20 protein-coding genes are annotated in these 22,866 nt (G+C 53.0%); 11 read left to right on the top strand and 9 right to left on the bottom strand.

The window, feature by feature from the left end; all coding sequences use genetic code 11:
• Positions 1–54 precede the first annotated feature (54 nt).
• The 3 genes from H7F31_RS02030 (at position 55) to H7F31_RS02020 (ending at position 2,994) form a co-directional block, all read left to right on the top strand.
• A complete protein-coding gene (locus H7F31_RS02030; protein ID WP_187102788.1) occupies positions 55–915 on the top strand; it encodes a S1C family serine protease in 861 nt (286 codons plus the stop codon).
• Positions 916–1,801: 886 nt separating this feature from the next.
• Entirely contained in the window at positions 1,802–2,011 is a 210-nt protein-coding gene (locus H7F31_RS02025; protein WP_187102787.1) for a hypothetical protein, read from the top strand.
• Between the two features lie 350 nt (positions 2,012–2,361).
• Positions 2,362–2,994: a hypothetical protein gene (locus tag H7F31_RS02020; RefSeq protein WP_187102786.1), complete on the top strand. Its 633-nt coding sequence runs from the start codon at positions 2,362–2,364 to the stop codon at positions 2,992–2,994.
• Positions 2,995–4,425: 1,431 nt separating this feature from the next.
• Here H7F31_RS02020 and H7F31_RS02015 read toward each other — a convergent pair.
• From H7F31_RS02015 to H7F31_RS01980, 8 genes are all read right to left on the bottom strand, one after another.
• Positions 4,426–5,151 (bottom strand): GntR family transcriptional regulator, encoded by a 726-nt coding sequence (locus H7F31_RS02015; RefSeq protein WP_187102785.1) that lies wholly within the window; start codon positions 5,149–5,151, stop codon positions 4,426–4,428.
• Positions 5,151–6,167, bottom strand: coding sequence for a sugar kinase (locus tag H7F31_RS02010; protein ID WP_187102784.1), 1,017 nt, complete (start codon positions 6,165–6,167; stop codon positions 5,151–5,153). Before H7F31_RS02010 ends, H7F31_RS02015 begins: the two co-directional genes overlap by 1 nt.
• Positions 6,160–6,915, bottom strand: coding sequence for a 2-dehydro-3-deoxy-phosphogluconate aldolase (locus tag H7F31_RS02005; protein ID WP_187102783.1), 756 nt, complete (start codon positions 6,913–6,915; stop codon positions 6,160–6,162). The genes H7F31_RS02010 and H7F31_RS02005 overlap by 8 nt, the downstream gene beginning before the upstream one ends.
• Positions 6,916–7,276: 361 nt before the next feature.
• Positions 7,277–8,377: a DgaE family pyridoxal phosphate-dependent ammonia lyase gene (locus H7F31_RS02000; RefSeq protein ID WP_187102782.1), complete on the bottom strand. Its 1,101-nt coding sequence runs from the start codon at positions 8,375–8,377 to the stop codon at positions 7,277–7,279.
• A complete protein-coding gene (locus H7F31_RS01995; RefSeq protein WP_187102781.1) occupies positions 8,343–9,473 on the bottom strand; it encodes an amidohydrolase/deacetylase family metallohydrolase in 1,131 nt (376 codons plus the stop codon). Before H7F31_RS01995 ends, H7F31_RS02000 begins: the two co-directional genes overlap by 35 nt.
• Positions 9,474–9,708: 235 nt before the next feature.
• The gene (locus H7F31_RS01990) at positions 9,709–10,905 is read right to left on the bottom strand and encodes a Ger(x)C family spore germination protein (RefSeq protein WP_187102780.1); all 1,197 of its coding nucleotides are present in this window, start codon (positions 10,903–10,905) and stop codon (positions 9,709–9,711) included.
• The gene (locus H7F31_RS01985; RefSeq protein ID WP_187102779.1) at positions 10,898–11,998 is read right to left on the bottom strand and encodes a GerAB/ArcD/ProY family transporter; all 1,101 of its coding nucleotides are present in this window, start codon (positions 11,996–11,998) and stop codon (positions 10,898–10,900) included. Before H7F31_RS01985 ends, H7F31_RS01990 begins: the two co-directional genes overlap by 8 nt.
• A 20-nt stretch (positions 11,999–12,018) precedes the next feature.
• Positions 12,019–13,653: a spore germination protein gene (locus H7F31_RS01980; RefSeq protein WP_187102778.1), complete on the bottom strand. Its 1,635-nt coding sequence runs from the start codon at positions 13,651–13,653 to the stop codon at positions 12,019–12,021.
• Positions 13,654–13,799: 146 nt separating this feature from the next.
• Between H7F31_RS01980 and H7F31_RS01975 the strand changes: the two genes are divergently transcribed.
• From H7F31_RS01975 to H7F31_RS01955, 5 genes are all read left to right on the top strand, one after another.
• Positions 13,800–14,339, top strand: coding sequence for an RNA polymerase sigma factor (locus H7F31_RS01975; RefSeq protein WP_261800273.1), 540 nt, complete (start codon positions 13,800–13,802; stop codon positions 14,337–14,339).
• 78 nt (positions 14,340–14,417) lie between these two features.
• Positions 14,418–15,491, top strand: coding sequence for a hypothetical protein (locus H7F31_RS01970; RefSeq protein WP_187102777.1), 1,074 nt, complete (start codon positions 14,418–14,420; stop codon positions 15,489–15,491).
• A 98-nt stretch (positions 15,492–15,589) separates the two neighbouring features.
• The gene (locus tag H7F31_RS01965; RefSeq protein WP_187102776.1) at positions 15,590–16,057 is read left to right on the top strand and encodes an SRPBCC family protein; all 468 of its coding nucleotides are present in this window, start codon (positions 15,590–15,592) and stop codon (positions 16,055–16,057) included.
• Between the two features lie 474 nt (positions 16,058–16,531).
• The gene (locus H7F31_RS01960; RefSeq protein ID WP_187102775.1) at positions 16,532–17,728 is read left to right on the top strand and encodes a ParM/StbA family protein; all 1,197 of its coding nucleotides are present in this window, start codon (positions 16,532–16,534) and stop codon (positions 17,726–17,728) included.
• A gap of 53 nt (positions 17,729–17,781) precedes the next feature.
• Complete coding sequence (locus H7F31_RS01955; RefSeq protein WP_187102774.1) at positions 17,782–18,318, top strand: hypothetical protein; 537 nt, start codon at positions 17,782–17,784, stop codon at positions 18,316–18,318.
• Between the two features lie 1,360 nt (positions 18,319–19,678).
• Here H7F31_RS01955 and H7F31_RS01950 read toward each other — a convergent pair.
• The gene (locus H7F31_RS01950; RefSeq protein ID WP_187102773.1) at positions 19,679–20,350 is read right to left on the bottom strand and encodes a DUF559 domain-containing protein; all 672 of its coding nucleotides are present in this window, start codon (positions 20,348–20,350) and stop codon (positions 19,679–19,681) included.
• A gap of 316 nt (positions 20,351–20,666) precedes the next feature.
• Between H7F31_RS01950 and greA the strand changes: the two genes are divergently transcribed.
• The 3 genes from greA to H7F31_RS01935 all read left to right on the top strand — a co-directional run bounded on the left by greA (position 20,667) and on the right by H7F31_RS01935 (position 22,736).
• Positions 20,667–21,146, top strand: a complete 480-nt coding sequence (gene greA / locus H7F31_RS01945; RefSeq protein ID WP_187102772.1) for a transcription elongation factor GreA — start codon at positions 20,667–20,669, stop codon at positions 21,144–21,146.
• Between the two features lie 88 nt (positions 21,147–21,234).
• Complete coding sequence (locus H7F31_RS01940; RefSeq protein WP_187102771.1) at positions 21,235–21,519, top strand: alpha/beta-type small acid-soluble spore protein; 285 nt, start codon at positions 21,235–21,237, stop codon at positions 21,517–21,519.
• Positions 21,520–21,680: 161 nt separating this feature from the next.
• Complete coding sequence (locus tag H7F31_RS01935; protein WP_187105174.1) at positions 21,681–22,736, top strand: NAD(P)/FAD-dependent oxidoreductase; 1,056 nt, start codon at positions 21,681–21,683, stop codon at positions 22,734–22,736.
• Positions 22,737–22,866 lie beyond the last annotated feature (130 nt).

Below are 22,866 nucleotides of genomic sequence, written 5' to 3'. Positions count from 1 at the left end.
CGGGATTGATGTTACAATAACGGGACAAGACAACGGCGAGTAGGGGGGATACGCATGGAAAATGAAAATCATCCGAATCGAAACAAAGAGAAAGACAACAAAGAGAATGACAACGATGAGAATCATACCCCTTATGAGGGTGAGGAATGGGACTTTGAGGCAGAAGAGGAGGAGGATGACGGAGGTTCATCTGCCGCGCGGCGCAAGTGGATCAGAAATACGGTCATTTTTCTGCTCGTTGCCGCTCTGGTCGGAAATATATTGGCATTCTGGCCGCAAATCTACAACATGAAGACGCTGCCCCTCTTGTTCAAGTCGAAGGAATTATCCAGCCAGGCTGAAATCCAAAGCTATAAAGAAGCGGTTGTTTTAGTCAGCACGGACAACGGCAAAGGCACAGGATTTCACATTGACGGCGGCTACATCGTGACAAACTATCACGTAATCGAAGACAACGGCTATATCATAGTGAAATTTCCGGAGCATAGCCAGAGTTATAAAGCGGAACTGTCGGGGAGCGACCCCGATCTGGATATCGCCATACTGAAGGTGGACATCGGGAATCAACGGCTGCCATTTATTGAAATGGAGCGGAACCAAAAGCAATGGGAGCCTGGCGATCCTATCAACGTGATTGGCAATCCGCTTTTTTTTACACAAATCGCCATAGAAGGCTCTGTAATAGGCTTGGTTCCGATTCAAGGCCGTCAACAGCCGGCCCTGGCCCTTGATGCGCCGATTTATGGCGGCAATAGCGGCTCTCCCGTCATCAACGAGCATGGCAAAGCCATCGCCGTCGTTTACGCCACTACCGATATCTCGCATCAAGACCAAACGATACGGGCCGGTTTGGCCGTGCCGATCGCTGACTTTGAGAGCTTGCTGCGAGAACTGCTGCCGCCGGAAGAGGATTAGGCACTAGCGCTTCAAGGAAGCTTATTGATTGTCCATTAATTGTTAACGGTGATAAGGTTCGATGAGCATAATAAAGACATCATAAATACGGTCCCAAAGGAAGTTTGGAGACCGTATTTTGGTTGTGTGCCCAGCATGGGCGCTATCTATAGGGTTCAAGTCCCGAATGGCGAAGGCAGTATTAGCCATAGCTTAAGGCAAGGGTGTCCACCGTGAGGTGGAATCTGAAGGAAGCCGGCGGCAAAACTCCGGTCTGAGGAAGACGAACTTCATAGGAGGCTAGCGTACGTTGGATGAGACTGCACAACAAGTCAAAGCCATACTGCCGAAGGCGTACGAGAATAAATGGAGAAGATAGATGGAGAGGAAGATAGCGTTCTTACCTGGGGAGATCTGTATGGAAGGTGGAGCAAACTCCGTAACTTTGCCCGTGAGGGCAACTGAACGTACAGAAGTCAGCAGACGCCATAGTACGCAGACTGTTGCAACAGTCTGCGGAAGGACTGAACATGGAATAGGAATGAGAAATCTTGACGTTCGAGGATGAATGATGAAAGCAGACAATCCGAAAGGATTTATCTGGGAAAAGTAGCGATGAATACGCGAGGGTACCCTGAAGGGCGGAGTTCATCAACGGCACAAAGAGAAAGAATCGTTCACGCAAGGGAGTGTATCGAAGGATGATCGAGGAAGTGCTGTCACGAGATAATATGCTGTCGGCGCTACCGACCGGGTACCGACCATTCACGAAGGAGCGACCGTCCGCGATATAGAGAAGAAGGGAAAACAGACGGATCGCGGAGATATCAACCGCGCTGCCAAAGCGCATAATGCGATCGTTTATGAAATGCAGTCCTATGTGAAGCAGCGCCAGGAGCAAGAGCGGTTGAAAGAACAGATCAAGGAGCTCGAGCCCAAGGGCTTTTTGCAGCGGATCCGGAAAGTAAACGAAAACGAAATCCATGCACTGCATCGTGATATTGGACGCGTCGAAAACCCAATCATTCATGAGCATAAAAACACGCCGGATGGGGTAGAGGTGCCGAGAATCCCAAAAGAGATATCCGTCCTACACGGAGAGTTTAAAGGCTCTTGATCGGGTATTTCAGGAGATCGGACGACAGCGCGGTCACATGCAGCAGGATTAACGCATGCGTCGCATGAGGCAGCAGACGAAGTCCCAAGATTGAGACCGGAGTCATGGATCTCTCAAAGGAAACTGGAACTAATTTACCATCTTTGGAATAATGTTGGAAATAAAGATGGAAAAAGTATACTATTAAGTAAAGAAAGGGCAATGTTACTTTTGACCTGAAATATATTGAATAATGCCTGCGATAATTAGGACAAAAAGAAATATAATAACGCCGCTTAAAAGTTTTTTTAACATTTCCTCTTCACCTCATTATCCATTATAAACTTTTTATGGGAGGTTTAATAGCAAAAATGAAAAATACTTTCAAGAAAATGTCTACGATTATATTGTGCTCAGTCCTTTTTCTTACCGTAGCCTCAAGTGCGTATGCTACAGAAGGAAATCAAAGGTCTCAAGAGAAGTCCGAACAAGAGATCCACGAACTGTTTAAGCAACATGCTGAAGATTTGCAACTCTCGGAATCCGAGCGCTACAAAGAGGTTGTGCTTGAGGATGAGGGAATTATACTGTTTAATTCTGTGACTGTCACAAAGCAACCTACAATTAATGCGAAACAAGGTATTGTAGAATACGGGCCCCAGGCTACTCAAACCTATGTAATGACATCTAGTCAAGGAGCGAAAGCTCTCTTTGGAAATACACTTTATCAACTTGACTATAATACGAATTGGACATTTGATCAGAATACAGTTATCAGCAGTTATTCTTGGGCTTCTGTCTTAAACGGCTTTGGATGGAGTCACAAGTACACTACCAGCAATGGACCAGGAATTCTAGATTCCGGAAGAACACATGAATGGGCAGGAACTGCCGCATTTGCTATAACTGTAGCAGGTATTGATGTTAGCAATACAACCCTCATTAATCGTCATAGAGTTCGTCACAATGGCACCTATGCCTGGACATACGATCAAACCGGCTAGGTTGGACTAGAAATTATTCGGTGAAGAGGAAAACGTAGGAGGTTACCTGTTGAATCATTAATCAGCAGTTAGCCTCCTCTTTTTTTGGGGGAATTATAACCCTCTCCTCACGGATCCATCCTCTCATCATTTCCCTTAGCAAATTCCGAATAGCATGATTGAGCAGCACCGTTTCCCTAATCTCAAATGAAAAAAAGCCCCTAGGATCGGGAGCTGTCAGTTACGCTGTATAACCATCATTATAGTCAGTGATATTTACTGACTCTGGAGAGTTTGGAAGTAGAATTGGGACAGCAAACGGTCTATTTAAACTTAATACTAACGGTAACGCTTAGAAAAGAGAGAGCCTAGATTTCTAATGAATAAAGCCATCGTTTCGGCGGCTCGGGATCCCCATCCCTCAGCTGCTCCATCCGATCTAGGAATCGGTGAAACAGTACACGCACTCACAATGACTTTTGTACCCCTTATAGTACATCATTTAGCGTTAACAATACCATAATCTACTATGTCTCGTAAACTAGCAATGTTACAGGGCAAGCTATAAGTCGGGAAAAAATAATGTGAAGTCCCTGATTTCTCTTACGAGATCGGGGGCTTCTTTTGTGTGTGCCCAGCATGGGTGTTATCTCTAGGGTTCAAGTCCCGAATGGCGAAGGCAGTAGTAGCCATTGCTTAAGGTATGGGTGTCCATAGTGAGGTGGAATCTGAAGGAAGCCGGCGGCAAATCTTCGGTCTGAGGAAGACGAACTTCATAGGGGGCTAGCGTACGTACTCAAAGACGTTTAAGAGCAAGACCGGACAATCGCCAGGCCGGGACAGAATGGCACTATGATTTGGGGAGTATGTGTTCTCGAACAATTACTTCGAGTTATTGCCAGGACCAGGAAGAACGGGAAATCCAGCTGCGCACTTGGATATTAAGGCGAACATAAAGCTAAGAGAGGTTGTCCCCAAAGTAAGTCATCGCAGATGACTTACTTTGGGGACAACCTCTCTTTATATAGATAAACCAAAAGGGGGATTTTGTACGATTTTTCACTCAGATCAACTTGAAATTCAGAGTAATGGGTGTAATTTGAAGGAAATATCGTATACAAACAGAGCCTTGGGCTCGAATTGCGAACAATTATACGTTTTTATGTACATAATTCCCGAAATGGCTTCCCCAAGACCTCCTGTTGTACGAAAAATCGCACAAACCGACCGGCCTCTCTGAGTGTTCCTTTGCCGACACTCTGCTCAAGAAAGCAGCAGTGGATGCCAAAAACCAAGGAGCTAAACCATAGTATTCTCACCCAACCTTTTTTATTTTGGAGACTTATTGGACAGCCCCGATATCGTATGCTTAGAATGGCAGGAATGAGCAAAATAGATATCAACGGTTTATCAGATGGACGGCAACCGCCTGAAAGCTGGAATTTTCAACCCTCAAACATCATAATTCACCACATAGCTATGCAATGCCGTGTGGTACAGCCCCTCGCTATATTCGATCAAATGGCCTGCCCCGTCGTAGGAGTAGCGGGAGCGCTTGAGCAGTGGTGTGCCTGCGGCAACGCCTAGTCTCTGCTCGACGTAAGCGGGAGCGAGCGTTACCTCGAACTCGTCGCGGAATTTCTCTGGTGCGACTTCATGCTCCTCGAGCATATCGTACAGCGACTGCGAGGTGAGATCGGAGAGCTCGATGCCCCCCGCCCGCATGGTGAGATAATGCATATAGTAAATGTAAGGCTCGTCGTTCAGATGGTACAGCCGTTCGATGCGGTAAGCTTGGTCGCCGAACAGGGCATGCGGCAAGGTGCCGGGCTCGTTGACGACAACTTCGGCGATGAGCAGCTCCTTGCGAATGCGATGACCGCCTTCGACGAGCACCTCGGTAAACCGTTTCTGCTTGGACAGCTTCGACGTGGACGTATTGCGGATGACTTTCGTGCCTTTGCCGCTGCCCTTCTCCAGATAACCTTCCTGCACGAGCTCGCTGACGGCGTTGCGGACAGTGATTTTGCTGACGCCGAATTCGCTCTCGAGCTGGGGCTCGGAAGGAATGATGCTGCCCAAGGGATATACCCCGTGCAAAATCCGGTCTTTCACGATGCTCTTAATCTGCATATACAACGGTTTCGATTTCCTGGACAAGTTCACGGTGGGTTGCACTACCTTTCTACGTCGCTGACGGTCGCCGCCATTGCTTTGCGAATATCGCTCTCGGAAGACAGTGGCGTATCGCCCACGATCGTGTGGGCGAGCATGCCCGCCGCCGCCGCGAAAGCCACGGTCTCCTCGGGCGTCCAGCCGGCGGTCTCGCCATGGATGATGCCGCTCGTATAAGCGTCGCCCGCGCCGATCCGGTCATGGACCGCAAACGAGAGCGGCTCCGCGAACGTGAAGCGGCCGTCCTTGTACAGGAAGCCCTGCAGCGCATGCGTATTGTCGCCGTTAATGGAGCGATGAGTACCCGCGATTGCGCGTATGTTATATTTTACCGCAACTGCGGGGATTAAATCTATGAGCTGTTCGCGGCGCGATTGCTTGTCGGTTGACATGCCCAGCGTCAGCAACGCATCCTTCTCGTTCATCATAACGATGTCCGCCAGTCCCAGCATATCCTCGTAGTAAGGCCGCGCCTTCTCATAAGCTCCTTCGCCCCACAGGCTCGGACGATAGTTGCAGTCGAAGACGACCGTGCCGCCAGCGGACTTGACGGCTTGAGCGAACGCCTTCATTTGGCTGCGTACGGTATCGTTCATGGCCAGTGTAATGCCGCAGAAGTGGACGACGTCGATCTCCCGGGCAATCGACGCGAAGTCGTATGCGTCCTCCGCCGCAGTGTTGAAGCTGCTCTCCAGACGGTTTGTGTACGTTACCCGGCTCGCTCTTGCGCCGAAGCCGTTCTCCAGAAAGTACATGCCTACGTACTTGCCGTCGCGCCTGATAAACGATGCCGTAATGCCCAGCTTCCGCAAGTAGGCGATTGCCGCGTCGCCGACGGAGTGATCCGGCAGGGTGGAGACGAGATATCCCGTGTGACCGAAGCGGGTCAGCGCGGCGGAGACGTTAACGCCGGTGCCGGAGAACGAATATTGCAGGGTGTTCGACTGCGACAGCAGCTCGTAGCCCGGCACCTGCAGGCGCATCATGACTTCCCCAAATGCCGCAATCCGCTTAGGCATGCTCGTCTACCAGACGTTTGGTTATGGCGAGAAGTTCGCGCACGTCTTCTACGATTGTCGCGCCAGTGGCTTTATCGATGATCGACGAGTAGATGTGAGGGATGACCTGCTGCACGCCGGCTTCCAGACAGATGCGAAGGATAGCCTCGAAGTTCTCCTTGTCGATGCCGCCTGTCGGCTCAAGCGCAAATCCGGCTTCGGCGCAAGCCGCCGCAACGGCGCGGAGTTCGTCTTCGGCGTTGAGTCCGTTCATCGGGAAAAACTTGAGCGCGTTGCCGCCCATGTCGCGAACCAGCGCGATTGCCGTCTTTACCGGCACGATGGCAAGCTCGTCCTGCGCTGCGCTTACGGGACCCGTGGATATGTTGACGTATCCGACTTTGCCCGTTGGCGACACGAGGCTGTTGATCCAGCTGTCCCTCTCGCCCAGGTTCGCGCGGGTGGCGCCGACAGCCGGGAACACTTGGTTGATGTGCGTGCCGCCGTAGTGCCTGGCGATCTCGGCCACGACAGCCGCTTGGCGGTTATCGCCCGCGCCGAGTCCGATGGAGACGGCGTCTTCGATGGCTTCGCCGTAGGCTTTCATGGCGGCTACGCCTTCGGCGACCGTAGGGTAGTTCTTGGACAATACGCCGACGAGCACGTAGCCTTCGGCCGCGTCGAAAATTTCTTTAGCGTTGTCGATGCTGTTTGTCAGCACGTTGAGGGCCACGCGCCCTTTGTAGAAGCGTTTTGCGGTGGTTGTCATGTTGGTATCCTCCTGATATTCAAGTATTCGCCGAAAAATCGGCTGTCATGATTGTGGCTTGGCGTGCGTGTGTCGGTACAATCGCCGCATCCGGTGCTCGGAGTGCCGCATGAGTATGAAAAAGCGAGTACAATCGCCGCATCCGATGTTCGTCGCCGCATCCCAGCGCAGACGGGGAGGGAAATCGAGCACCGTTGACGCGCACCGCATGTGGCTCCTCTTGAAGCAGATGTGTAGGAGTATTGGAGCTCATACGGCGCATTCCAGGCTATAGTCGACACAACAAGCAACATATGCGGCTCAGTACCCTCGTGTCAACCTCGCCGCTCCATCGGATAGCGGCGTTGTTAGGATTTGGATCCTAACCAGTCACCAGCTCGCGAACCCGCGTCGCGATAACCTCCATGTCGTCGCCCATTAGCGGGCGAGGATCGATGTCGAAGTAGCCTTGGCGCACGCCGTAGTCGCGGGTATAGATGGCGATGTCGCCGTTTTGCAGGCCATCGACCACCGCTTTGGCTGTCGTGCCCGACGCTGCCGCGTCGATTGCGATGCGAGCGCGGAAGATCGCTCGTCCAGCCTCGTCCTGCACGACCGTAACGTTGACGCCGTTTAGCTCGTTCAGCCCCATAAGCAGGTTCAGCGATTCCTTCTCCTGCTCGCTTCTATCTTCTTTTACGCTGTACTCGTCCAACGCTTGCAGCAGGCCAAACGTCGTTTCTTTGCCGACTTTCATGCTGCGGCCGATGCCATGCAGCTGCGTCTTCACGGATTCGATGTACTTGCGCTTGCCTCCCACGATGCCGGAGGTCGGGCCTTCAATTGCTTTGGAGCCGCTGTAAATGGCGAGATCCGACACCATCACATACTTCTGCAAGTCTTCCTCTGCTGCTGCGTCCACGATAAGAGGCACGCTATTTCGCTGAGCGACTTCCCAGGCTTCTTCGACGGAAATCATATTTTTCTGCACGGTATGATGCGATTTTACGTAAAGGATAGCCGCCGTGTTCGGGCCGATTGCATCTTCGATATGCTCGGCTTTGCCTTCGTTGGCGTAGCCGACCTCGACGACTTTGCCGCCGCCCAGGTATACCATCGTGTCGACCGGCGCGCCGTATTGCACGTTGTGGCCTTTGAGCATGATGACCTCGTTTTTCGCGATCGGCTCCATATGCAGGCGCAAGCTGGCTCGCTTGTTGCCGCCCGTAACGATGGCCGCGACGGACAAAGCGATGCCGCTCGAAGCCGAGTTCACGACGACGGCCGCTTCCGAGCCCAAAATGCGGGCGATATAGTCGCCGGCCTTGTCGACGAGATCGGCGATCTCGACGTAGTTTTGCCCGCCATGCTTCATGGCGTCCATGACGGTGTCCGTCGGAGCGGACACGCCCAGAATACTCATTCGTCCGCTGGCGTTAATAACCCTCTTAAGGCCGTACTTCGCATTTAATGAACTTGCCATCCACCACAACTCCTTTGGCTTGTATAAGTTGATCCGCAATTCGCCGTTCACCTTCCGAATCGACCAGCTCCATGCGCTCTTGCCGCACCTCGAACAACGTCAGATTGGCGGTATCTCCGGCAACGATTCGTCCAAGCTCAGGCTTGCCGAGCCACTCTGCCGCGTTCGACGTGACTGCCGCGACGACTTCTTCCAGCGTGTATCCCAGATGCAGGAACTTCGTCATCACGTTAGCCAAGCTATACACGGGTCCGTTCTTCCGGTTGCCGCGGTAAATGTCGGAGCTGATCGTGTGCAGCGGGATGCCATGCCTCTTGGCTGCGTCCGCAACCCGGAACGAGAAGCTGGCCGTGCCATGCCCAACGTCCAACCGAACTCCGCGCGCCAAGGCGTCTACCAACACTTGCAGCGGCCTGCCTTCGCCATCGAACAGATTGTTCGCCTTGCCATTTAAATAATGCGTAATGATGTCCCTGTCCGCCAGCAACCGGACGACATCCTCGATGGCGGGAGGCCCGGAGCCGATATGCACCATAAGCGGCAGCCCGGTTTCCTCGGAGAATCGGCGTGCCAGATGGAGCGGTTCAATGCCGCTGTCTTTAACGACGCTTTTGCTAATGCGCGCTTTGAGTCCAACGATAGAGCTCTGATGGGCCTCTAACGCTTTACGCAACTTGCTCCCGTCGATCCATGCGAGGTCCGACAGCTCATCGATGCGATGTAAGCCGATATGAGCGATGTTGAGAAAAGCGAGCAGATTCGTTCGCGCTTTCTGCCCGTTCGCCAGCAGCTCGCCGATCCGATCCGCGCCGCAGCTGCCCGCGTCAACGATCGTCGCCACGCCTTGCTCCACGCCGATGGCGTCGATCTCGTCGCCGTACGGATCAAGCTCGGGGAACGCATGAACGTGCATGTCTATCCACCCGCTGGACACGTATTGCCCGGAGCAGTCGATGGAGGCGGCTTCCTCCCATTGCTGGGAAGCTTGCCCTGCCGTCCACACACCCGCAATACGCCCGTCCTGTATAGCGATATCTACCGGCTGTCCATCCAAGAGTCGCAAATCGCGCAAGATGTAACGTTCCTGCTCTTGCATGTCTTCACCACATTTCCGTTGCCCGCGTTCTGCTCACTTTGCTCCCGCATAGGCAATAGTCTATTCCAAGCTAACAACCCTAACCATAGAATAGCATATAAATCGCAAATTACAATATAACGTTATAATGTTTGTGAGAGTGGGGTGAACGGAACCCCGTGTCATGCGAACGCTTTTGGAACAGCTCCCTCCCGATCGACCGCAACGCAAGAGGACCGGAGGGCTCAGCAACCTGTCAATCCTCTGTAAATGAACCGAAATCGTTGATCCTTACCTTAATGGCGAACGTGATCTCCGAACGGCTGAACACGTTGTCCCAATCCTCTTTGACCTTCTTCCACGCGGCGGGATTCTCGATCGCCAATCTTCGACCGAAGCCGGCAACGTCGCTCTTGTATTTCGATTGCAGCTTAACCATCAGCTCCTCCATCATTGCAGAGAGTTTGTCCTCGAGCCGCTTGTCGAGCGCGTTTGCGTAATCATTCGTTGTCGGATGAGACTGCTCGTCCCATGTCTCGATGAGACGCCCTAGCGTATGGATTTCGACCTTAAATGAGATTTGGTCTCCTTTTACTTGGGGCGTGATCTTGCTGCGCAAGGACTTTATTTCGTAAGTAATCGTCTCTCCGTTCCAATCATCGGTCTTGATCACTCCCGCATTACGATCGCCGGACAGCCAGGCCAGACATTCCGTGTTCTCTTGATTTAAGGAACCGATCCAATGCCCGGTGGCGTTAATGATGCTAGCGCCAGACAGCTCCAGTTCGTCGCCGCCTGTTACGAGCGTCTGCAGGACAAAGCTTTTTTTGGAGTGTGTCAACGAATCCAATCGGCTCAATGTGACCGGCTTCAGTACTTTGCTGGTCCGTGCCCGATTTCGCACTGCTTTGGAAATATGGAACGAAGGAACTTCATTTAGCTTTTTGGACATTAAGGTATCCCTGGCTGGTCCTTGGCTTACATAAACAAGAGTGCTGGGACGAATTTCGTTATCGCGCAGCAAGAAATCCGTCAACTGCTCGATCGACTGTTTGCGCAGCAGATCGACGGAGATGATGATTACCTTGAGATGATGTCCCATAAGGGGCCGGTCCAAACGAATGGAAAATTGACGAAGAATTTCCAGGACAGAGTCTCCGCTTCCCGATATATTCAGAAAAGTAGGTTGCTTGCCGTCCTGTTTTTTGCCCTGATTTTTTTGGGATTTAAAGGGCACCAACTGTAGGGTAGCCATTAATTTATTCCGTTTCGAATAGGTTGCGCCCTTGGATTCGAATTCCTTCTCGATCGGCGCGGGTTGTCCTTTGTCCAGGGCAATGCCGGTAAACAGGGCCACATCCTCGATTTCCTTGCTGCTCCAGCACCCGGTCGGCATGACAAGAACGGCGGAGAGAACCAAAGTGAGGAGGACGCGCTTGCGGGGGCTAGACATGTTGTTTCAATCCCTTCGTGCGGATCAGCCAGACCACCGCGAGCAGCAGCAGGAGAAGGAACAAGCTGATGCTCATTATGCCGATCATATCTCCAAGGAGCAACAAGTCTTGCAGACTTTTGGGAACCATGGTGGACAACAGGACGATCGGAACCATGGCAAAGATGACCGGTTGGTAGGACAGATTAAAAATTTGGGATAGACCCAGGGAAGATTGGAAAAAGAAACTGCAGAAATTGCAGAACAACTGCATAAGCCAGATCACCATTAACGGAAATTCCAGCCGTTCCACAAAAAATCCGCTTATCTCGAAGCTGCGAATGAGATCGAGGGTCGGCCAGGTGCTGGTCATGGCAGAATCGATGGATATGCCGCCCACTACGAAGATCACGGTTATCAGATAGACGGCAAGCAGAATGACAACCCCCCCGATCATCGCTTTGGCGGCTTGACGCGGATGCTCCATAAAGGCGACCAGCGTTAGGATAACTTCGTAGCCCACAAAGACCGGAATAGATGCCCTCAAGCCTGCAAGGATGGGAGCAAAACCGTCTCCGAAAACCGGACGCAGATTATCGATGTCGAACACGCGGGAACTGACCGCAAAGGAGATGAGCAATACGAACATAGAGATGGGGAAGATGATCTGATACACCCTCGCAATGGCATTGATGCCCCCGTTGACCAGATAGGCGCCTACCCAGATAAAGGGCACCACGATTGCCCAAATAGGCGTTCCTTCAAGCAGGAAGAACAGCGTGACCTCGGCCAGGGAACGAATTTCGAAGCCGGCAATAATCAGGAAGTAGCAGACGAAAAGCAGGCAGAACGCCTTGCCCGGCAGCTTGCCTACGATTCGGCTGGCGTACTGGAAGATCGTCTGTCCGGGGAACTGTTGAGACAGCTTGACCACAAGCAGAATGGCGGGAATGACGATGATCCCCCCCAAGAGAACGGCAACCCATGCATCCGGTGACTTGGTCGCGTGCGTGACGCTTCGCGGCATGGTCAATATGCCTGCGCCCAATATCGTATTTATCAGAAAGACAATGGCTTGCGAGGTGGTGATTCGATCGTCGGTACGAATGAACAAGTAGAGACCTCCTCCCAGAGTTACGATTTGCGTTTATCGTCTTGCGTCTTCATCATGGCCGGTCTTCGCTTCATCAAGGCGCGCGGCGCGCGGAAGAAGAGATCCTTCCAGTCCCGGGGACGGAACGGGGATACCGGAGTCAGATAAGGAACGCCGAAGCTTTTTAATTTCGTCAGATGACTGCAGAGCAGCAGGAAAAACAGAATTGTGCCGAACATGCCTAGAAACGCCGCGAATATCATCCCGACAAAACGTAACAGCCGCAGCGTTATGCCTGCGCTGTAGGTCGGAATGGAGAAGGATGAGATGGCCGTGACGGCTACGACAATGACCAGGAACGGGCTGACGAGGCCTGCTTGTACGGCGGCGTCTCCAATAATGAGACCACCGACGATGCCCATCGCCGGGCCGACGGGTTTGGGCAATCGGATGCCGGCTTCCCGAAGAATCTCGATGGAGACCTCCAGGATAAGCACTTCGATTAGCGACGGGAAGGGTACTCCAAGACGAGTCTCAATGATGGACAATGCCAGCTCCGTGGGGATCAGGCCCGGGTGGAACGAGATGAACGAGATGTAGAGCGACGGGGCCATCAGCGCCATAAAAGCGGCGGCAAAACGCAGCATTCGCAGCAAAGAGCTGGGCAGCCAGCGCTCGTAGTAGTCCTCTGGAGATTGCAGCAGCATGCTAAACGTAGCGGGCGCGAGGAGGACGAACGGCGTTCCATCCAACAGTATTGCGATCCGTCCCTCCAGCATGGCGGCGATGACCCGGTCAGGCCTTTCGGTATTTTGGAGCTGTTGGAAGGGACTTAGATAGTTATCCTCGATCAGCTCCTCGATATAACCCGACTCCGCGATAAAGTCGAAGTCCATTTTCTGAATGCGGGCCTTAACCTCCTCCAGCAGATCCGGATTGACAATATCCTTGATGTAGGCCAGGGCGAGATCCTTCTGTAGCCGCGTGCCCACCCGAAAGGTCTTGATTTCCAACTGGTCGCTGAGGCCTTGCCGACGCAGCATCGACGTATTCACGCTCAGCATCTCGGTGAAGCTAAGCCTGGGACCTCGCAGGAGCGCCTCGGACAAGGGCTCCTGAACTGCGCGATTGGTTCCGTCCGGGCACTCGATCAGCAAACCGCTCGGCTGGCCCTCGATCAGCAGCCCGGTATATCCGAAAAGCACCGATCGATTAAAGCTGTCGAGGCTGGGAGCTTCGAGGAGATTGTTAAAGGGAAGTTGATCTTGCAGCCGCTCCGGTTCGGCATACACGTCCGCGCCGGCTTCGAACATAAGAAACTCCATCAACTGAAGGTCGAGCACCCGGTCGTTCTGCATGCCAGTCACGAAGAACAGCGTTGCGCGGACGTTAAGCTTCGCCATACGAAACTCTCGAGAGCATAGATCGCTGTTGCCGCCGATACGCTCGCGAATGGTAGCGAGATCGGTTGCGTAGTCGCCGCTAAATGGCGAGTTGTCGGGTGTCGGGAGGTCGGGATCTTTCTTGTTCTCCGCGGTGTTGGGATTTCGTCCTTTGCCTGCAAGAGAGTAAGTTTTCTTGTAAACGAAACTGGCCGCGATAGGTACGAGGCACGCGATGGCGGCCTGGAGCCATACTTCCCATGTGGGGATATAAGAAATGACGGATGATAGCATGTAGGCCTCCTTTGCCGGGTCTGGAAGTCGAAGTATATGGAGTTTTCCATAATTGGGATTGTTTTAGTCATCCCTTGCCGATTATTTTGTCGAGAGGGGAACCAGGATAGGCATTGTCTTGTCTAATAGAGTAGAGGGGGGCGAGCATGAACATGGATCTCCGGTATATGGCCCATATCGAGTCAATCGACAAGTTGGACTTGGGTCGGCTCATGGACGAATACGGCGACGAGGTTTGGCGGTATGCGTACGCGATGACGCGCAATCGCGAGCTGGCATGCGACATCTCTCAGGAGGTGTTCATTCGCGCTTACCAGAAGTTCCATTCCTTTCGAGGACAATCGTCCATAAAAACCTGGCTGCTGTCGATCACCCGCAACCTCGCCATCAACGAACGGAAGTCTGCCTATCTTCGGCGTATTCTACTGTTCGAGCGGGTGCATCCCGGAGGAGAAGGAGCATCGGCAGAATCGGCTTACCTGGACAAACAGGGGGAGCGGGATCTCTGGACCATCATTATGGGGTTGTCCGTCAAGCTGCGCGAGGCGCTGGTGCTTGATCTGGAGCATGGTCTCCCGATGGCGGAGATGGCGAAGCTGCTGGACGTATCGGAAGGCACCGTCAAGTCTCGGCTGAGCCGGGCCCGCAAGGCGGTAGAGAAGGCGCTGAAGGAGGGGACGGCATGACGATGATGCCGACGATGCCGACGTGGAAGCCGATGCAAGCACTCGATGGTGACAAAAGCGGAAGAGGAGGGATGAACGGTGAATGAACGAAAGCCGGATTGGTACGATACGGCGAGGCGGCAGGGATTGGCAAGGATGTCCGGAGAGGGATTTACGGAGGAGATGAAACGTACGGTGCTTCGGAGCGCGGATGGGGCGTTTGCGTACAAGGGAAAGGGAGCCGGCGGCATCAGGCAGCTGCTGCGGAGGGCGATGTCCGCCGCAGCGATTGGGGCAGCCGCGTTGATTCTGGTCTTGACGCTGCAAGATGGCGGCTGGCGGGTTGGCGACATAAAAGACCAGCGGACTGCCTCGGCTGGTTTGCTGGGAGAGCGCAAGATTAGGACGTCTGGAGGCGAGATCGCCGTCGCGTACGGATTGCTGGAAGGCGAACGGCTTGAGAGAGGAGATGCCATAATGTCGAGTTCGCCGGAGCTGCTGCCGGGACTCGGCAATAGTGCGCACCCCATTGGCAGTCCGGGGAGAAACGCGATCGAGACGTTAACCTATGACGACATTACGCTGCTGGACAGCAAGTCATGGGATGGGGTCGGGACCTTGTTGAGGTATACGATTAATAGTGCCGATCTGCGGCTTCCCGAGCTGCCGGCCGATGAGGAATATTTTGGCTTCACGTACGACGCGTTCACGGGACCGGAGCGTATCTATTCCTGGGGGATGGGACATTCCTTCGACTTCAATCATGAGACGGTGCGGTTGTTCGGCCAGGATATGCTAAAAATATCGGCGCAAGGTCATATCGACGGCATCGGTATAACGACGTGGTACCTGCGGAAGAAAGAAGACGGCCTGGAGACATTCCTCACCTTCCACTATCCCGCCATGCACGAGCGCGATCTGGACGGGGACGGCGTCGAGGAACTGATAGCGGTGTCCGGCAGGGGCAACCAGATCTATGTGCTCAAGGAGCGGAACAACGAGCTGTATTATGCCGGCATTCGCGAGCTGCTCGGGGCGGGTGAAGGGGATGCGGTGTCTTACGACCCGACAACGGGATTATTTGGCTTGTCGTTGTCGGGGGGCGAGAAATCGGCTCAAACAATACGTACTTATCGTTATGCGGAGGGCTCCGACAAGCTGGTCCCGCTTTAGGCGTGAATGCGATGAGGAAAACTCTTTTGGCGCAGGGAACGGTTATGATATCATCTAGGCAATGATTACATTTTTGTCTTGTCCAAGGAGGAAGCAGCATGTCGAATACGCTTGGTAAGCCGCCCGTCGTACGCGCGGAGATGTTGATTCGCAGGCCTGTGCAAGAGGTGTTTCGGGCTTTCGTCGATCCCGAAGTGACGTCCAAGTTCTGGTTCACGAAAGGCAGCGGCAAGCTGGAGAGCGGCGCCAAAGTGCGCTGGGATTGGGAGATGTATGGCGTCGGGGCGGATATCGACGTCCTTGCCGTTGAGCAGAACAGCCGCATCGTCATCGATTGGGGAACCCGCGTGGAGTGGACGTTCGTTGCACGGGGCGAGAGCGAGACGTTTGTCACGATCGTCAACGACGGCTTCGAAGGGACGGCGGACGAGCTGCTGGAGCAGGCGATGGATTCTACGCAAGGCTTTACGTTCGTATTGTCGGGATTGAAGGCGTATCTCGAGCATGGCATACAGCTCAATCTAGTAGCCGACAAATCGCCCGACGCGAATATCATAAACGACTGACACTGGATGCGATAGGCGTCCTGATGCCTCTTCTCTCCGAGTTGCTCGGAGGGAGGAGGCTTTTTTTCAATGATAGGAAAGGGTGGAAGTGATGCTGGACATGATCGAGTACGACTGAAGCAGGCGTCAAATTGGTGTAGTTGCTCTGAGAGAGCTGCCACATTAGGACAGCCGAATTCGACTGTCTTAGGCCCCTGGTCAGGTGCTCGTCCGAACGGATAGGGCCTGCGAAGCAAATGCGGCCTTGCAGAAACCGCTGATCGGAGAAATCCTTCCTACAAACGTTCTGTATCGACATTATTTCATGAAAAAACATTAATGGACCTACATGACCTCCGCTAGATGTAAGGCCAGGGCCCAGTATGGCAAAGTATGACTAAGGATTGCCGAACGGCGGCAGCCAGGCCAATGGACAACTGTACGCGGAGGCGCCTAACGGGCGCGATATTTATATTCCTGAGGAGGATAACGGTCATGAACTATCATTTCTTCGTAGGCAACGATAATGGGAACAGCGAGCATGATCTGATCGTGGACGGGCGCTTGATCATGCAGCCGAACGTCAATTGCAGGGTGGACGGGCTTCCATGGCGGGAGGAGCAGGCGCCGGAGAGCTTCGTGAAGGGGCTGCAGGAGCAGCTTGTGGTGACGATCGATTCGCCGGCCGTGAGGCCTGGCATGTATTATATCGGCAAGTTCGCGCTGGAGAGCGGCGAGGTGATCGACAATATTCAGATCGGCATCGATATGAAAAGCGACATGGACCTGCCCATTGTCAATACGCTCGCTCAAATCGCTGCGGTTGCCGTGCAAAGGGCTTATGAGGAGAGCGGCTCCATTATGGAGCCTCTAGAGGTGGAGGTCGATATGGCGACGGCGCTGCCGGTGACGCAGCATACGGATGAGTCTGCGGCGAGATTCGAGCGGCGGTTCATGTCGGGGGTCCATCATGTAACGGTGCATCTCGGTACTCACCGCGTATCGGTCAAGCTAAGTTTCCCGTTTGTAAAGGTGGTGCCGGAGGCGACGCCGGTCATCTTTACGCTGCAGAAGGATGCGGAGGGAAATTGGCGGCAGGGAGAGCTGTTTGACCACTTCTCGGAATCGTACGGGATGGAAAACAAGTTTAACGGAAGCTACTTCAAGGACAAAAAAATACTGCACATTGATATCGGGGACGGATCCACGGAATACCCCATTACCGAAGGGAACAAGTTCCTTCGTCAATTCGTGCATGGCAGCCATCACGGCGCCGGCTATGCCATCGAGGAGGCGCTGCCGGAGTTTAACCGGCAGATCCATCTGCCCGATAGTCCGCGACAATTTTTCAGCGACGTGCTCAAAAATCCGAAGCATAAGTACCATGCAAGAGCCTTGAACACGCTGAAGCGGCCGCTGGAGAGCCAGGTGAAGCAAATCGTGCAGCAGGCAAAACGCCAGCTGACCAAGGCGCGCAACGAAGTTGATCTGATCTGCGTCTACGGCGGCGGCAGCATACTGATGCGGACCGTGCTGTATCCGTATCTTAAGGAGCTGTGCGACGAACGGGAAATTCTGCTGCTGTACGTGCCATCCGACTATGCGGTCAAGATGAACGCGATGGGTCTCGACGCTTTTGTCCGGGGCAAAATCTACGAGGCGCTTAAGCAGAAGATGGTCCAGCCGGCATAGGCGGGGAGGAAAGGCGGGCGACGCCAACATAAGGGACAGGCAGGTGCAGCATAATGAAAAAGACCAAGCAGCCGGGCGACAATATTAGCTTGAAGACGCGCAAAAACGAAAATGCATTCGTCATGGCCTGGCTCAACGCGCAGAGCAATCTGATGGACTCGCTGCGTTATCTGGTAGAGAGGGAGGTCGCAGCGAACGGAGTTCGCAATCTGCAGACCTGCGTCCCTGTGGAACGGAAGGGATTGCAAGGCGTGGAGTCAGGGGCGGCACATGATACCCAGCATAATGCGGCATGGCGGGAAACATCGACGGCGCGTGCAATGATGGATGAAGGCGCGGTAGATGACGCGCGGAAACGTGCTGCGCCAAGCGCCGGCGAACAGGCAGATCGTATACGTTGGCCGATAGAGTCTGATTCCGGCGAAGCCGCGATTATGCGGTACCTGGCAATGTCGGGTGCCAGCGACGAGGCAATTCAGGCCGCCTTCATCGCAGCGCGTCAGTTGGGTGCCGCGTCGGCAGCGGATGAATCGCCGGCTAATGCGGCGGAAGAAGAAGTGGACGAAGAAGATGTCGAGGCTTGGAGCTGAGGGAGGAGCGGTAGCGCTTGGCGGGCATCCGCCTCGCTGCATTCCTGCAAAAGCAGATGGTCAAAAAGGTTGGACGAAAAACCTTGTGTTTTCTCGTCCAACCTTTTTATTTTTGGGACTTATTGAACGCATCGATCCACCTTAGGATAGGGACGACAGGAGAAAATTGACTCGCCAGTGCTGGAAAAACGGAACGTAGAGAAAAGTGAGTGAGGGGCAGGGTAGAGAGATGGTCGCCCCGCCCGCTGAAAAACGGACTCTGAGAAACATGGAGCAGACAGAAGTCAGTAGCTCGAAACATTCGCATAGCCTTGCATCGCATAGCTTCGCACAGCTACGCAGCTTCGCATAGCCTTGCATTGCTTCGTATAGCTTGCATAGCTTGGATAGCTTCACATAGCTTCGCTTGCGCAGCCTTGCTTCACATTGCTTCGCGCCTCAACGCACCCTATTGCAGTACTTAGTAACACTAAAAACCTTGTATAATCATAACGATTTAGTATTACTGGACAACACTTGGTCATACTAGGAGGCTCTTTGTAATACTCAACATTTTCATCCGAAATTCATCAGGAAGCCTCATGTGTCCTTAAATCATCAACAAAAATAGTTCGTATTATGAAGTAATACAAAGTTATGTGGGAAACAATGAAATTTGTTTATTGCACTACTTGGTGATATTCCACAACATTTCATAATATTGCATCACACCCGTTGACCCATGTAAGAGCTCGTAACAATATTTTTCTTCAAGGATGACAACTAGTTGGCTAGGCGCTAGGCATAGAAAGAGCAGTTGGGTATGCACTGCTTTTACATGATGATGGTCCCCATATTACCCTCAGATGAACCCGTTATTCGTGGCCAGCGGTCTGACGTCTGAAGAAACATATAACCTCTTTTCCGAAGCAGCCAATCATTATGGTTTAATGGGAAAAACGCCCTCTAACACGGATTCATAATTCTGATTAAAGTAATTAATAGGAAAACCTCCCTATAAATACGGCGAATAGACCCAATGTGAGTTGAATGATGTTGATTAATGGGAGGAAATCCTTTTAAACTATGAAATATTACGAAATCTAGTGAATTAGAGGGAGGAAATCCTCCTATTTTCTCGTGTTAACCGTTACACGAGCGCGGCCCGAAGCGGAACCGTAAATTACATCTCCCAAGCACCGGTCCAAGCACCAACCCATGCACCAACCCAAGAACCAACCCAAGCACCAACCCAAGCACCAACCCAAGCACCAACCCAAGCACCAACCCAAGCACCAAGCATCATCCCAAATAGCTTCTCAAGTACCCCCCAAGTCCCTCAGTAAGCCCAAAATGGGGCACCCATACACCAGCCGTGCGCTTACAAAAAATAATTTACAGCATGAGGCGCAAGCTCATATCGCACGATTCGCTGCTTAGCTCCGCTATACGCTGGGATCAGCCAGCCATCGGTTGAAAGACTTCGCAGCATTCGCAGCGCCGACTTGTTATCGATTTCAAAGTGTCGAGCGACATCAATAGGTCTGATCGGTGCCGGCGACTGCATAGCCAATCGCAGGACCTCCTTCTCGGCCAGAAGCGTTCGGGAGACCGGGACTTGTCCCGTCTCATATTGGCCGATAAGCAAACGCAGCAAAGTCAGGCATAAGTCAGGCCGCTGCTCCACATCGTCGTATGAGAACGAGATAACCTGATAGCCCATGGCTCTTAAGAACGTTTCACGATTCAGTTCGTTGCAGAATTTCCGCCGATCCATGTCCTGAACATGGGTGGCGTATCCCTTAATTTCAATGATTAGTTTGATGAAGCCGGGCAGCCAAGCAAAATCGGCAAAATAGGATCGTCCTCGCCAATCCGGAACCTCGTACTCAGGATGCAGATGTTCGAAATGGCCGCGAAGCAGCCACCAAACTTGACGCAGAAACAGGGTCTCGGCATGCCGATGCCCCCTTTCTAGTCTGTCACGTCTTTCGCCGGACCTAGCAGACAGGTGCTGTTTGACAAATTGTGCATGTGCTTGGTCGAAATTCATAGGCGCACCGCCTCCCGTGGAAAATAAAAAAACGCCCCGTAAGCCGTCAAAGGCTGGTACGGGACGTTCTTCGTCTCTACACAGCATCGTAAAACAATTAGCTGCCGATGTCTAGAGGGCAAAACGTTGTTATCGAACTGTGAAAGGTTGCGGCACACACCAGAAAGCGAGGAGCATAACCGCACCTAAGTAGAAATGTGGTACACTACTAGGAGTGCGTCGACCGAAATGGCCGAGAGCAGTGGTAAAGTAGTACAGAGAGGACACAGCCGGCTAGTCGGGCGTGATTATAGAGCAGAAAGAGGAGATCGCGGCAATGACCAAAGAAGAATTGATTCTTACGGCGGAAGGCTTAAAGAAGATTGAAGACGAGCTAGAGGAGCTTAAGACGGTCAAACGCAAGGAGCTGTCACAGCGTCTAAAAGTAGCCATCAGCTATGGCGATCTGAAGGAGAACAGCGAGTACCATTCCGCCAAGGACGATCAGGCGTTTATGGAGACGCGCATCCTGCAGCTCGAGAGAATGCTGAAAGTTGCGCGAGTAGTCGATGCGGGAAGCATCGCGCTGGATAAAGTCAGCGTAGGTTCGATCGTTACGTTAAACGATATCGAATTCAACGAGAAGATTGAATACCAAGTGGTGGGGCCTGCGGAAGCGGATGTCGCGGACAACAAAATTTCGTACGAAAGTCCGCTGGGACAAGAGTTGATGGGCAAGAAGGTCGGCGATATCATCAACGTCAACGCGCCGGTGGGCATTATTCGGTATGAGCTGCTGGAGATCAAAGTTAACTAATTTTTCGAATGTACAGCCAATGCTTAATTTATCGCTTTCTGGGCATGTTATAGCTAATCGACAGTACCCAGCGAAGGAGCGATATATAATGGCGAGAAGAAGAAAGTATGCCGTGCCCGGAGCCGAGCAAGGAATGGCGGCATTCAAGGCGGAAGTGATGAAGCGGGAAGGCTACCAGGTGGACCCGAATCGGCCGGACAACGTGAAGTTTGAGGTGGCCAAGGAGTTAGGCGTCCCGCTTAAGCCGAACGGCAACGGAAATTTGACGACCGAGGAAGCCGGACATATCGGCGGGCGGATCGGGGGCTCCATGGTGAAAGAGCTTATACGCCTCGCCCAGGATCAGTTAGCCAAGGGAGATCCCAATCATTAGGAGAGCCAAGAGAACATACATGGTGCACGAAGCAGCCGGAGTCGTCTCGGATGATTTCCGGCTTTTTTGTGTCCAAAGTTCAGTAATGATTTTCATTCTCATATATTTGTGGTACGATTCCTTTAAGAGAAATCCTAATTAAGGAGTTATGCCCAATGACAATAGATGCAGAAGCGGTATACGACGTAACCGTGATCGGCGGCGGGCCGGCCGGCTTGTATGCCTCGTTCTACGCGGGACTGCGCGAGATGAAAGTGAAAATTATCGAGTTCCAGCCGTTCCTGGGCGGCAAGGTTCATGTTTACCCGGAGAAAATGATCTGGGACATCGGCGGTCTGACGCCTGTTACCGGCGAGCAGCTGATTGACCAGCTCGTTCAGCAAGGCCTAACGTTCTCGCCGGCAGTCGTCACCGGGGAGAAAGTAACGACCATCTCCAAGAACGAAGAAGAACTGTTCGTTCTGCATACTTCCTCCGGCGCCGAGCACTATTCGCGAACTGTCATTCTGGCTGTGGGGGGCGGCATCCTTAAGCCGACCAAGCTGGATATCGAAGGCGCGGACCGCTTCGAGGTCACCAATCTGCATTACACGGTCAAGTCGCTCGGACGGTTTAGAGACAAGGTTGTTCTTATCTCCGGCGGCGGAAACGCGGCGATTGATTGGGCCAACGAGTTGGAGCCGATCGCCAAGAAGGTGTATTTGACGTACCGGAAGGAAGTTCTGAAGGGCCATGAGGCGGAAGTGTCGAAGCTCAAGAGAAGCTCTGCCGAGGTTCTGCTCAATTCGTCGATCGGCAAGCTGATCGCGGTGCCGGGTCAGGAAGCCATAGGCTCGGTCATGATCAACAACCACGAAGACGACTCCGAGATGGAGCTCGCGGTCGACGAGGTCATTATCAACCACGGCTTCGAGCGCGACTCCGACCTGCTGGAGAAGAGCGAAGTGAAAATCAAGATGCACGAGGCGTGGGGCATCGCGGGTTCTTCTTCCAGCGAAACGTCCGTGCCGGGTCTATATGCCGCGGGCGACATCCTGGCGCACGACGGCAAGCTTCACCTGATCGCGGGAGCGTTCCACGATGCGGCCAATGCCGTCAACAAGGCAAAGCAGTTCATCACGCCGGAAGCCAATGCCTACGGCATGGTGTCTTCCCATAACGATGTTTTCGCCGAGCGCAATCAGGAATTAAAGAAGGCCATGTACGCGGCCAAGTAATCGAAACCATCCCCGTGAACGGGAAACCCCATATAGAAGAAGCGTATCCGTGTCGGGCGGTGCGCTTCTTTTTTATTGCTTGGGAAATGATGCAACGTGTCAGATGGGGATTGCGAACGGAAAGATGAGC

Origin of the sequence: Paenibacillus sp. PAMC21692 (assembly GCF_014303795.1) — a bacterium.
In the GTDB taxonomy this organism is placed as follows: domain Bacteria; phylum Bacillota; class Bacilli; order Paenibacillales; family Paenibacillaceae; genus Pristimantibacillus; species Pristimantibacillus agaridevorans.
The sequence above is the reverse complement of the archived record's forward strand: the minus strand, read 5'-3'. Positions and strand labels throughout refer to the sequence as shown.

Coding starts and splice junctions, on each gene's coding strand:
- H7F31_RS01995 (WP_187102781.1), bottom strand. CDS start 9,473: ATGCAAGAGCAGGAACGTTACATCTTGCGCGATTTGCGACTCTTGGAT.
- H7F31_RS02000 (WP_187102782.1), bottom strand. CDS start 8,377: ATGGCAAGTTCATTAAATGCGAAGTACGGCCTTAAGAGGGTTATTAAC.
- greA (WP_187102772.1), top strand. CDS start 20,667: ATGACCAAAGAAGAATTGATTCTTACGGCGGAAGGCTTAAAGAAGATT.
- H7F31_RS01990 (WP_187102780.1), bottom strand. CDS start 10,905: ATGTCTAGCCCCCGCAAGCGCGTCCTCCTCACTTTGGTTCTCTCCGCC.
- H7F31_RS01980 (WP_187102778.1), bottom strand. CDS start 13,653: ATGCTATCATCCGTCATTTCTTATATCCCCACATGGGAAGTATGGCTC.
- H7F31_RS01950 (WP_187102773.1), bottom strand. CDS start 20,350: ATGAATTTCGACCAAGCACATGCACAATTTGTCAAACAGCACCTGTCT.
- H7F31_RS01975 (WP_261800273.1), top strand. CDS start 13,800: ATGAACATGGATCTCCGGTATATGGCCCATATCGAGTCAATCGACAAG.
- H7F31_RS02030 (WP_187102788.1), top strand. CDS start 55: ATGGAAAATGAAAATCATCCGAATCGAAACAAAGAGAAAGACAACAAA.
- H7F31_RS01965 (WP_187102776.1), top strand. CDS start 15,590: ATGTCGAATACGCTTGGTAAGCCGCCCGTCGTACGCGCGGAGATGTTG.
- H7F31_RS02010 (WP_187102784.1), bottom strand. CDS start 6,167: ATGCCTAAGCGGATTGCGGCATTTGGGGAAGTCATGATGCGCCTGCAG.
- H7F31_RS02005 (WP_187102783.1), bottom strand. CDS start 6,915: ATGACAACCACCGCAAAACGCTTCTACAAAGGGCGCGTGGCCCTCAAC.
- H7F31_RS02020 (WP_187102786.1), top strand. CDS start 2,362: ATGAAAAATACTTTCAAGAAAATGTCTACGATTATATTGTGCTCAGTC.
- H7F31_RS01960 (WP_187102775.1), top strand. CDS start 16,532: ATGAACTATCATTTCTTCGTAGGCAACGATAATGGGAACAGCGAGCAT.
- H7F31_RS01940 (WP_187102771.1), top strand. CDS start 21,235: ATGGCGAGAAGAAGAAAGTATGCCGTGCCCGGAGCCGAGCAAGGAATG.
- H7F31_RS01955 (WP_187102774.1), top strand. CDS start 17,782: ATGAAAAAGACCAAGCAGCCGGGCGACAATATTAGCTTGAAGACGCGC.